The organism is Pseudomonas cichorii, from assembly GCF_003700275.1.
GTDB classification, from domain to species: domain Bacteria; phylum Pseudomonadota; class Gammaproteobacteria; order Pseudomonadales; family Pseudomonadaceae; genus Aquipseudomonas; species Aquipseudomonas cichorii_B.
In genome coordinates this window covers 18748-30444 of the sequence record NZ_RBRE01000015.1, presented here as the reverse complement: position 1 = coordinate 30444, position 11697 = coordinate 18748, and the positions used below count along the sequence as shown (strand labels likewise).

Sequence of the window (11697 nt, the reverse complement as noted above, 5' to 3'; positions counted from 1 at the left end):
TTGGCGGCCGTCAGGCCCGCCACCAATGGGTTGTCCTGCTGCTCGGCCCAGTCCGGGCGATCCAGGGCAATCACCGGCACAGCCAAGGTTGGCAGGCCAGCCAGCAGTGCGTGCTGAGTCAGGACCGCAACCGGTGCGCTGTCATCCAGCAGGTAGGCAATGCGTTCGTCGGGATGTGCCGGGTCCACCGGCACGTAACCGGCGCCAGCCTTGAGTACCGCGAGCAGGCCGACCAGGGTTTCCAGGCTCCGACGCGCCACCACAGCCACGCGATCATCCGGGCGCACGCCCTGGCTGATCAGATGCCGGGCCAGGGCATTGGCCTTGCGGTTCAGCTCGCTGTAGCTCAGGTGCTGATCGCCCACTTGCGCGGCAATGGCATCCGGCTGATCCAGTGCCTGGCGTTCGATGCGCTGGTGAATGGTCAGCTCGGTTTCCTGAGCGAGGTGATAGGCATTGAAGCTTTCCAGCAACAGCTTGCGCTCATCGACCGGCAGGATGTCCACGCGCGCGACCGGTGTCTGTGGCGCTTGCTCCAGAGCTTCCAGCAAATGCTGCATGGCACGTTGCAAATAGGCGCAGATGCGCTGTGGGTCGATGCCGGAGGTGGTTTGCGCGGTAAAGCTGAAAGCGTCGCCCAGATCGTCGACGCTGATTACCAGCGGGTAGTTGCTGCGTTCCTGGGCATGCAGGACTTCGATGCCCTGCCAGGTTTCGCCACCGGTCTGCGGCGAGCTGTGCCGGTAATTGAGCAAGGCGTTGAACAATGGCGTCGGTGCAGCCACGCCGCTGCAACGCTGGGCCAGCGCCAGTGGCGCATGTTCGTGGCGCATCAGCGTGGTCAGCCGCTGATGGGTGGTCTTGACCGCACTGCGTACGTCCTCAGCGTCCAGGTTCAAGCGGATCGGCAAGGTATTGATGAAGATACCCAGCGCCCGCTCGGTGGCTTCGGCGCCCAGCAAACGGCCCATCAGCACGGTGCCGAACACCACGCGCTGGCGTCCGGTCAGACCGGAAAGAACCCGCGCCCAGCCCAGGTGGAACAGGCTGGCGACACTGATGCCCAAAGTCCGCGCCTGAGTACGCAGACCGCGGCACAATTCAAGGTCCAGCGCCAGGGTGTGCTCGCCAATGTCGCTGCCGTCGCCGCTGAGGTCCTGCAGGTTGTAGGCGAGAGTCGGTTCATCGAGATCGCCAAGCATCTCGCGGAAGAACGCTTCGTGTTCTTTCTCGCTGACGCCCAACAGGGCCTGCCCGACGTAGTTGCGAAACGGTACCGGCGTACCCAGCAGACCGGCCTGGCCCTGCAAGCAGGCCTGAATTTCATGGCGCACCACTTCCAGGGCACTGTGGTCCATGGCGATATGGTGGAATTGCAGGGCTGCTTTCACGCCCTGGCTGTCTGCGGATTCGTCGTAGACCAGACGAATCAGCGGCGCCTGGCTCAGATCCATCATGGTCTGGGCCTGTGCCGACAACGCGCCGACCGTGAGTCTCGCGTGACGCCAGACCACCTGCACCGGGGTTTCCAGCCCGTCCCAGTGCACCGAAGTGCGCAGGATGTCATGGCGTTCGATCACGGTCTGCAGTGCCAGGGCAAAGGCCTCCAGGCGTGCGCGGTCGGCAAAGGCGAACTCCACGTGCATCACATAGGGATCACCATGGCTGGCCGTCACGTGGTGATAAAGAATGCCTTGCTGCAAGGGCGCCAGCGGGTAGATGTCCTGCACATTGGCCGCGCCGCCGGGAACCTGCGCGACAAGGCGCTCAATGGTGTCCTGATCCAGCGAGACCAGGGTCAGCATCTCGGGAGTGATACGGGTGCAGCCGGCAGGAATACCGTTGTCCGGCAATGTCGGGGCACCCCGTCTGGTTGCCATGTACTCGCCCTGCTCGATCAGTTCGATCAATGCCGGCTTGTGCTCGCGCAGGTGTGCCACCAGGCCCTTGTCGGTCAGTGCACGGCGGTTGCCCTGCACCACCAGTTGTCCATCCTTGACCGACAGATTGATGTCATTGGCCTTCAGTGTCGCGAGGAGTTCGTTGATGCTCACAGGATAATCTCCATGCTCTCTGTGATGGCTGCATAGCCGGCCAGCGTAGGTTGTTCAAACAGCGCCCGGACATCGGCTTCAATGCCTTCCTGCCGCAGACGCGCGGTCAGACTGACCGCCAGGAGCGAGTGACCGCCCAGTTCAAAGAAGTTGTCATGCCGCCCCACCCGCTCGACACCGAGCAGTTCGGCCCAGAGGTCGGCCAGCAGGTTTTCCGTCTCGCCTTCCGGCGCTTCGTAAGGACGTGTCACTACCGCATCGGCGCCCGGTGCCGGCAGTGCCTTCTGGTCCACCTTGCCGTTAGGCGTCAGCGGGAAAGCGTCAAGGTGCACATACAGAGCCGGGACCATGTAGTCCGGCAACTGTGCCCGCAGGCTCTCACGCAGGGTTTCCACTGCCAGCAGTGCGCCGGTGTAATAGGCCACCAGTCGCTGGCCGCCCGGTTGTTCGTCGCGAGCCAGTACCACGGCTTGCTGAATGTCCGGATGGCGGGTCATGCAGGCCTGGATTTCGCCCAGTTCGATACGCAGGCCATACAGCTTGACCTGATCGTCGTTACGGCCCAGGAAATCCAGGTTGCCATCGGCACGCTGGCAGACCAGGTCGCCGGTGCGATACAGACGGTCGCCCGCCACGAACGGGCTGTCGATGAAGCGCTCGGCCTGGAATTGCGGCAGATTCAGATAGCCACGGGTTACCCCGGCACCACCGATATGCAACTGACCGATCACGCCCTGCGGCACGAGCTGGTCGTATTCGTCCAGCACATACATGCGGGTGTTGCTGATCGGGCGGCCGATAGGCAAGGCGCTTTGTGGTACCGGTTCGTGAGGCTCTAGGGTCCAGGCGCTGGAGTCGACCGTGGTTTCGGTCGGGCCATAGACGTTGTGCAGACGCGCCCACGGCAGGAGCTGGCGTACTCGTTCGGCCAGGGCGGTAGTCAATTCGCCGCCGCCACAGACGATGTCGGTCAGGGATTTGCACTGGCTGATTTCGTCCAGCTCAAGGAACTGTTGAAGCAAGGCCGGTACGAATTGCACCACGCTGACCTGTTGCTCGCGGATCAGGCGCATCAGGTAAGCCGGATCGCGATGCCCGTCAGGACGTGCCAGCACCAGCGGCAAACCGCTGCACAGCGGCCAGAACAGCTCCCATACCGAGGCGTCGAAACTGATCGGGGTCTTGTGCAGCAGCGCTGCCTGCGGTTTCGGCGCGAAAACCTGCGAACTCCAGTGCACCAGGTTACCTACGCCACGGTGCTCGACCATCACACCTTTCGGCGTACCGGTCGAACCGGAGGTGTAGATCACATAGGCCAGGTGTTTCGGTGTAAAACCAACGATCAGTGGGTTCTCGACGCTCTGGGTATTCCAGGTGCCATGGTCAAGATCGACACGCAACGTGCGCTCTTCTTCGAGCAGCCTGTCGGTCGCCGTCTGGACCAGCACCACGGCTGGCGCGCTGTCTTCGAGCATGTAGTGCAGGCGTTCGAGCGGATAGCCCGGATCCAGCGGCACATAGGCTGCGCCAGTCTTGAGGATGGCCAGCAGGCCAACCACCATCGACACGCCACGTTCGACACAGATCGCTACCCGATCGTCAGGTTTTACCCCCAGGCCGATCAAATGATGCGCCAGACGGTTGGCCTGCTCGTTGAGGGCCTGATAGCTCAGTTGTACGCCTTCGCCACGCAATGCCACCGCCTGCGGCGCGCGAACGACCTGCGCCTCGAACAGGCCATGCAGGGTGTGCTCCAGATCGTAATCGACTTGCGTTGCGTTGAAATCGACCAACAAACGCTGGCGTTCAGCAGCATCCAGCACGGGCAACTGTTGCAGCGGCAAATCGGTTGACGACTCAAGAGCCTCCACCACACCGGTCAGCGCCTGTTGCACATAGCCACAGATGCGTCGGGCACCGACCTTGGGGGTGACCGTGACCGACAGCCGCAAGCTTTCACCCAGGTCATCGACGTTGAGGCTCAACGGGTAGTTGGTGTGTTTCTCGCTGGCGAGGATTTCCAGGCCGCGCCACGCATCTTGTTGCGCATCCTGCCGGGCCTGTCCGGCGCTGTGCCGGTAATTGAGGATCGCGCTGAACAGCGGCAATGGTGCTGCCACACCGCTCCAGCGCTGGGCCTGAGCCAGGGAAGCATGCTCATGACCGAGCAGTTCGGCGAGACGTGCATGGGTGGCTCGCGCCCCTTCGCGCACGCCGATACCGGCCAGATCGATCCGCAACGGCAAGGTATTGATGAACATGCCCATGCCGCGGTCGGCACCTTCGCCGCCTTGCAGACGACCAAGCAATACCGTGCCGAATACCACCCGGTCCTTGCCGGTGGCGGAAGCCAGCACCCGGCCCCAGGCCAGGTGGAACAGGCTGGCAACGCTGACGCCCATGTGCCGGGCCTGAGTGCGCAGGCGCAGCACCAGATCATCGGGCAGCGTCTGCTGGGCTTCCTCGATGGAACTGCCATCACTCTGCACATCGTGCAGACCAAACGGCAGTGTCGGCTCGTCGACATCACCCAGTTGGCCACGGAAGTAGGTTTCGTGCTCTGCCTCGCTGACACCCAGGCGCGCCTGGGCCACGTAGTTGCGGTAAGGCACGGCCGGCTGTGCAGGCTCCGGCTCGCCGCGCAGGTGCGCAAGGATTTCTTCACGCATCACTTGCAGGGCCGTGGCATCGACCACGATGTGATGGAACAGCAAGGTCGCCTGCAGGCGCGCGCTGGCCGGGTCGTTGTTATAGACCAGACGAATCAGCGGCGCCTGATTGAGGTCCATGCGCGCAGCGCCGGCTTCGGCTTCGATCTGCGCCAGCGGCACTTCCTCGACAGGCAGCTCGGCATTGCGCCAGACCACCTGTTGCGGTACTTCCAGCCCATCCCAGGCGATGGCGGTACGCAAGCTGTCGTGACGCGCAATGACCTTGTTCAAGGCGTCGGCAATGCTCTGCAGACGCTCCAGACTGTCAAAGCTCATGCGCAATTGCAGCAGGTACGGATCGCCCTGTTCGGCGGTCAGGTAGTGATAAAGAATGCCTTCCTGCAACGGCGCCAGCGGATAGATTTCCTGCACATTGGCAGCGCCACCGGGGACCGTCTCGACAATTCTCTCGATGGCCGACTGATCAAGGCGCGACAGGCTCAGCATGTCCGGCGTGATGCGCGTGCAGCCTGCCGGGACCAGATTGGCCGGCACGCTGATTTCGCGACCGTTGCCGACGGACGCTGCCAGGGCGGCCACGGTCGGCTGACCAAGCAGGACTCGCACATCGGCGCTCAGGCCGGCGTTGCGCATGCGCTCCACCAGGCTGACGGCCAGCAATGAATGGCCACCCAGTTCAAAAAAGTTATCGTGACGTCCTACCCGGTCGACATCCAGCACCTGCGCCCACAGCGCAGCAATGGCGGTTTCGACTTCGCCTTGCGGTGCTTCGTAAGCCTGGCTGACCAGATCGGCCTGATCCGGGTCCGGCAAGGCACGACGGTCGAGCTTGCCATGACTGGTCAGCGGCAGCTCTTCCAGGCGCATGAAGGCCAGCGGCACCATGTAGCCCGGCAAACGGGCCTGCAATACCTGACGCAACACCTCGGTGTCGACCGCCGCGCTTTCGGTGAACCACGCCAACAGGCGTTCACCGCGCACCAGCACCACGGCATCCCTGATTCCGTCCTGGGCCGCCAGAGCCGACTCGATCTCGCCCAGCTCGATACGCATGCCGCGAATCTTCACCTGGTCATCGTTGCGGCCCAGATAGTCCAGCGTGCCGTCGACATTCCAGCGCACCAGGTCGCCGCTGCGGTACATCCGTGCATGCAGCTTGTTGCTGAACGGATCGGCAAGGAAGCGTTCTTCGGTCATTTCCGGCCGGTTCAGGTAACCACGTGCGACACCCGAGCCACCGATGTACAGCTCACCACTTACGCCCACCGGCACGGGCTGCAATTGCTCATCCAGAACATAAATGCTGGTGTTGGAAATCGGACCGCCGATATGCAGCGAACCGCCGACCAGGACCTGCCCCGAAGTGGCAACCACTGTGGTTTCGGTCGGGCCATAGTTGTTGATCACCGCAAAACCCGGATCGCGATCGAACTGACGCAGGCGGTCGCCGCCGATCAGCAAGGTACGCAAGGTCGGGTGCTGGCGCGGACGGTGGAACGCCTGCTCGGCTACCGGGGTCGGCAGGAAACCGACCTGCAAGGGTTGCTCCAGCCACCAGTCGAGCAGTTCATCCACATGCTCGTTGCCGACATGGGCCGGTGGCAGGTGCAGCACGGCACCGACACACAGCGCAGGCCAGACTTCCCAGACCATGGCATCGAAACCGAAACCGGCGACGCTGGCGGTATGGCTGCCGGCCTGCAGGTCGAAGGCCTGGCAGTGCCAGTGCACAAGGTTGTTCAAGGTGCGGTGTTCGACCATCACGCCTTTGGGCTGGCCGGTCGAACCGGAGGTATAGATGACGTAGGCCAGATGGCGGTCGCTCAGGCCCGCCACCTGTGGGTTGCTGTGGAATTCCTGATGCCAGGCACTCTGGCTCAGGTCAACCTGCGGTACATCACCAACCAGATCGTGAGTCGAGCCATCGACCAGCACCACGCGCGGCTGGCTGTCCTGCAACAGGTAGCTGATGCGCTCCGCCGGATAGGCCGGATCCACCGGCACATAGGCGGCACCGGCCTTGAGCACGGCCAGCAGACCGACCATCCGGTCCGGGCTGCGGCGCAGGCACAGCGCAACGCGCTCGTCCGGTTTCACGCCCAGACCGATCAGGTGATGCGCCAGGCTGTTGGCGCGGCGATTGAGTTCGGCATAGGTCAGGACCTGACCGTCCTGCACCACGGCATGGGCATCCGGACGGCTGGCGGCCTGAGCCTCGACCAGCGCATGGACGGTCATGCCTTGCGGGAAGGCTTGTGCACTGGCATTGAAGTCGACCAGCAACTGGCGACGTTCACTGGCCTCAAGAATCGATACCTCGGCAAGTGCGACCGGCGCGGCCTGCTCCAGAGCCTGGACCAGTTGCGCAACGGTGTTGTGCATCCAGTCGACGACCCGTCCGGCACCGATACCTTCGAGTGCCAGCACGTGCAGGTCGAAACCGTCGCTCATGTCATCCACGCTCAGGGTCAGCGGGTAGTTGCTGCGCACATCGCCGCCAAGCACGCGTACGCCCTGCCACGGCCCTTCACCGTCGAGTGGCTGCACATTGGCGCTGTGACGATAGTTGAGCAAGGCGCTGAACAGCGGAGAGCCCGCGGCTACTGCGCTGCAACGCTGGGCCAGGACCAGCGAGGCATGTTCGTGGGCCAGCAAGGCCGACAACCGCGAATGCACGCTTTTCAGCGCTTCGCCCGCGTCAGTCGCGGTATCGACGCGCAGCGGCAAGGTGTTGATGAATACACCCAGGGCGCGGTCAGCACCTTCACCGCTTTGCATACGGCCCAGCAATACGGTGCCGAACACCACATCGCGACGGTTGGCGAGAACACTCAACACCCGCGCCCATGCCAGGTGCATCAGGCTGGCAGCACTCACACCCTGTTGCCGGGCCTGCTCGCGCAGGCGCAAGGCCAGGCCCTTGTCGAGCACCAGCCGGGCTTCTTCGATACCGCTGCCATCGGTGCGTACATCCTGCAGACCGAAAGGCAGGGTCGGCTCGTCGACATCGCCGAGCATTTCGCTGAAGAACGCTTCATGGCCAGCGTCGTCGCCCATGCGCACTTGCGCTACATAGTTGCGATACGGCACTGGCGCGGCCAGATCCTCCGGCTGGCCGAACAGCAAGGCCTGCATCTCGTTGCTGGCCACTTCCATGGCGGCGTTGTCGAGCACCAGATGGTGGAACAGCAGAATCGCCACGACCTGGCGATTGACCGGATCCTGGGCATGGACCAGACGCATGAGCGGAGCCTGAGACAGTTCCAGGCTGTGATGACGGGCATCGAACTGCTGGTGCAGACGCTCGATGACGGTAGTGTTGGCATCCGGGGTATCGAAGCTGACGGCCTGCACGGTCAGCTCGGCCTTGCGCCAGACCACCTGTTGCGGGCTTTCCAGCCCTTCCCAGACCACCGAAGTACGCAGGATATCGTGGCGGTCGATGACCTGCTGCAACGCACCGGCCCAGGCCTGCAAGCGATCCAGGCTGTCAAAGGCCAGACGCCATTGCAGCAGATACGGATCGCCCTGTTCGGCAGTGATGTGGTGATAAAGAATGCCTTCCTGTAACGGCGCCAGCGGGTAGATTTCCTGCACGTTGGCAGCACCACCGGGCACTGTGGCGACGATCCGGTCGATGGCAGTCTGATCCAGATCGGTCAGGCTCAGCATCTCTGGCGTGATGCGTGTGCAACCTGCCGGAACGCGGTTTTCCGGCACGGCAATCTGCCGGGCATTGCCATCGCATGCTGCCAGCGCAGCGACCGTCGGCTGACCGAGCAGGACGTGGACATCGGCCTTGAGCCCGGCCTTGCGCAGGCGATCCACCAGGTTGATGGCCAGCAGCGAATGACCGCCCAGCTCAAAGAAGTTGTCATGCCGCCCGACTTGCTCGACACCCAGCACTTGCGCCCAGATTTCGGCCATGGCGACTTCGACCGAACCTTGCGGAGCCTCGTAGGCCTGACCAAGCAGGGCTGCCGGATCCGGGTCCGGCAAGGCGCGGCGATCCAGCTTGCCGTTGCTGGTCAGCGGCAAGGCTGCCAGGAATGTGAAGGCACGCGGCACCATGTAGCCCGGCAAGCGGGTGCGCAGGGCCTGGCGCAGCTCTTCCGGATCGACCGTAGCGCTTTCGGTGAACCAGGCCAGCAGTTGCTGATCGCGGACCAGCACCACGGCGTCTTTCACTCCAGGCTGGCTGGCCAGCACCGATTCGATTTCGCCCAGTTCGATGCGCATGCCACGAATCTTCACCTGGTCATCGTTGCGGCCCAGGTAATCCAGCGTGCCGTCGCTGTTCCAGCGCACCAGGTCGCCACTGCGGTACATCCGTGCCTGCGGCTGATCGCTGAACGGGTCGGCAAGAAAGCGCTCATCGGTCATTTCCGGGCGGTTCAGGTAACCACGGGCAACCCCGGCGCCACCGATATACAGCTCACCGGTCACACCCACCGGCACCTGTTGCAGCCGCTGATCCAGTACATAAGCACGGGTATTGGCGATCGGACCACCAATGTGCAACTTGCCGTCGACCAGCACTTGCCCGGAGGTGGCGACGACCGTGGTTTCGGTCGGGCCATAGTTGTTGATTACCGCAAAGCCCGGATCGCGATTGAGCTGACGCAGGCGATCACCACCGATCAACAGGGTGCGCAGAGTCGGATGATCTTCATCCTGGCTGAAGGCGTACTCGGCCACCGGGGTCGGCAGGAAGCTGACGTCCAGCGGCTGGGCGCGCCACCAGCTCAGCATGGCATCGATGTCTTCACCGCCGTCCTGTACCGGCGCCAGATGCAGGGTCGCGCCGCTGCACAGGGTCGGCCAGACTTCCCAGGCCATGGCATCGAAGCCGAAACCGGCCAGGCAGGAAGCGTGTCCGCCCGCGCCCAGCGAAAAGGCCTCGCAATGCCAATCGACCAGATGAGCGAGCGTGCGGTGCTCCACCATCACGCCTTTCGGCTGGCCGGTGGAGCCGGAGGTGTAGATCACGTAGACCAGGTTATTGCTGTGCAGATTGGCGACCCGTGGATTGGCATGAGCGCCCTGCCCCCAGTCGCTGCCGTCCAGTTCGATCAGCGGCAGGTCCAGGCTTGGCAAACGACCCACCAGGTTCGACTGGACCAGCACCACTACCGGCTGACTGTCGCTCAGCAGGTAGGCCAGACGCTCGCGCGGATGCGCGGGGTCGACCGGCACATAGGCAGCGCCGGCCTTGAGAATTGCCAGCATGCCCACCAGGGTTTCCAGGCCACGCCGGGCAACGATTGCCACCCGATCATCCGGGCGCACACCTTGCTCGATCAGGCGCTGGGCCAGGCCGTTGGCCTTGCGGTTGAGTTGCGCGTAGGTCAGGTGTCGGCCCTGATGCAGCGCCGCCACGGCGTCAGGGCGAACCTGTGCCTGCTGTTCAATGCGCTTGTGAATCAGTTGCTCACCGCTGAAGGCTACATCGGTGGCGTTCCAGCCTTGCAGTTGTCGATGCTCGGCGGGTGTCAGCAGATCAAAGTCCTCGACCTGCAGGTGCGGGTTTTCCAGGCCTTGCTCCAGAACCTGCAACAGACGCCCGGCTATCGCCTCGACTTCCGCGTCCTCGAACCAGGCGCGGTGAAAGACCAGGTGCAGCAGAGCGGTGTCGTTGTAGCGATTGGTGCGCATGTGGATGGCCAGAGGTGTCGCCTCGTAGCCGTTCGATACTTTTACTGTCTGCGCTTCAACCTCGCCGAAGCGATACTCATGGTCTTCCTGTTCGTAGGACACCGAGACCTCGAACAACTGGCCTCTTTCTTCGCGTGCTACGCCCAGTTTGCGATTCAGCTCGCTCAGGGGAAAGCGCTGATGACGGAAATCGCGCTTGAGCGCGTCGCGCACCTCGGTGACCAGCGCGCCGAAGTTCAACTCCTCGGCAAAGGCCATGCGCACCGCGCTGACCTGGGCGAAATGGCCAAGGGTCGCCTTGAAACGTGCGCCGATGCGGTTGAGCAATGGCAAGCCGACGACCCAGTCGTCGCGCTGTTCGGTGCGGGTGAAATACACGTGCAAGGCCGCCAGCAGCACATGGAAGGTCGAGCAGCCGTTGCTTTCGGCGAACTGCTTCATGCGCGTATGCAGTGTCTGCGGAAAATCCTGCACCCAGGTATCGGACGGCGCCGGATCGGTTATCCGGCGGTTGTGATAACGCGATACCAGCAGCGGCTCCGGCAGGTTGCGGTACTTCTCCAGCCAGTACGCCTTGTCACGCGCATAGCGGGGCGAAGCATTGTAGTGCGCATCTTCCTTGATGAAGTTGCTGTAGTCCTGCCCCTGGAACTCAAGCTCGGAACCTTCCACCAATGCCGTGTAGTGCTCACCCAGCGACTTGATCTGTTGCCCGAAGCCCCAGCCATCGAGAATCAGGTGGTGAGCCAGGCTGATCATCCAGTGATGGTCTGCATCGAGACGCAAGAGATAGAAATTGAACAGCGGACTGCCGTTGAGTACGTAAGGACGCTGCATGTACTCACGGGTCAGTGCATGGGCGGCGGCAAGGGGATCGGGCTGCCCGCTCAGGTCGTGGATCGGCATCGGTACGGGCATCGATGCTGCGTAAGTCTGCTGTGGCAAGCCGTCTGCCGCGGCTCCCGGCAGCAATACGGTACGTAATCCCTGGTGGGCTGCCACCAACTGTTCCAGAGCACGCTGCAGCATCGCAGGGTCCAGAGGGCCGGTGAGGTTCAGATAGCCGCCGACGTTATAAAGCGGCGAATCTCCACGACTGATCTGGTCAAGCCAGATGTCACGCTGGGCGGCGGTTAGGGGGAAGATATCGGCGGCAGACATGGGTCCAGGTCCTTTTGGCAGTTAAGCCGCGGATTCAAGCACCGCCCTGCCGACCCTGTATGTCCCCAAAAACCCCTACAATGGCACCGAGCCACCACACAAAAAAACCTTGACAGCCCTCCGGGCCCACAGCGGGTAAAACCGATGACCGTTCG

At 63.0% G+C, this 11697-nt stretch carries 2 protein-coding genes; both read right to left on the bottom strand.

The genetic code is table 11. The features are described from left to right. On the bottom strand, window positions 1-2054 hold a 2054-nt coding region (locus ALQ04_RS04120; protein ID WP_147466560.1), incomplete at its 3' end, for a condensation domain-containing protein. Beyond that, complete coding sequence (locus tag ALQ04_RS04115) at window positions 2051-11542, bottom strand: non-ribosomal peptide synthetase (protein ID WP_122314588.1); 9492 nt, start codon at window positions 11540-11542, stop codon at window positions 2051-2053. The genes ALQ04_RS04120 and ALQ04_RS04115, both read right to left, overlap by 4 nt. Window positions 11543-11697: the final 155 nt, after the last annotated feature.